The organism is Acinetobacter sp. AKBS16 (assembly GCF_002899995.1).
Lineage (GTDB): Bacteria > Pseudomonadota > Gammaproteobacteria > Pseudomonadales > Moraxellaceae > Acinetobacter > Acinetobacter baumannii.
This window is the reverse complement of record NZ_POYH01000094.1, coordinates 1-609: the sequence shown is the minus strand read 5'-3', so window position 1 is coordinate 609 and position 609 is coordinate 1. Positions and strand designations below refer to the sequence as shown.

Annotated in this window: 1 pseudogene; it reads left to right on the top strand. The window is 51.6% G+C overall.

The features are described 5' to 3' along the window. Window positions 1–609 (top strand): annotated as a pseudogene (locus tag C1642_RS17180) (hypothetical protein); the annotation flags it as partial.

The following is a 609-nucleotide window of genomic DNA, read 5'->3' as shown; positions in this document are numbered from 1 at the left end:
AGGGCCATATCACAGGTGGGACCACAGATGTAGCACCGGGCAGCGAAGTGACCTTAACCATTACCGGTCAGGACCAGTCAGGCAATCCGCTGGAACAGCAGGTGAAAGCCACAGTTAATCCTGATGGCAGCTATACGGCAGAAGTGCCGGCCGGCTTTGCTGATGGCGAATTGACCGTTAAGGCAGAAACAGTTGATCGTAATGGTACTCCGGTCAATGCAGAAGACAGCCTGTTGAAGACCGATCATGACAATGATCCATCTACACCGGATCAAGGTGGTCTGGACCGCGTTGATGGATCAATTACAGTAGATGTTGACGATCAGGGCCATATCACAGGTGGGACCACAGATGTAGCACCGGGTAGTGAAGTGACCTTAACCATTACCGGTCAGGACCAGTCAGGCAATCCGCTGGAACAGCAGGTGAAAGCCACAGTTAATCCTGATGGCAGCTATACAGCAGAAGTGCCAGCAGGCTTTGCCGATGGCGAATTGACCGTTAAGGCAGAAACGGTTGATCGTAATGGTACTCCGCTTAATGCTGAAGATAGCCTGTTGAAGACCGATCATGACAATGATCCATCTACACCGGATCAAGGTGGTCTGG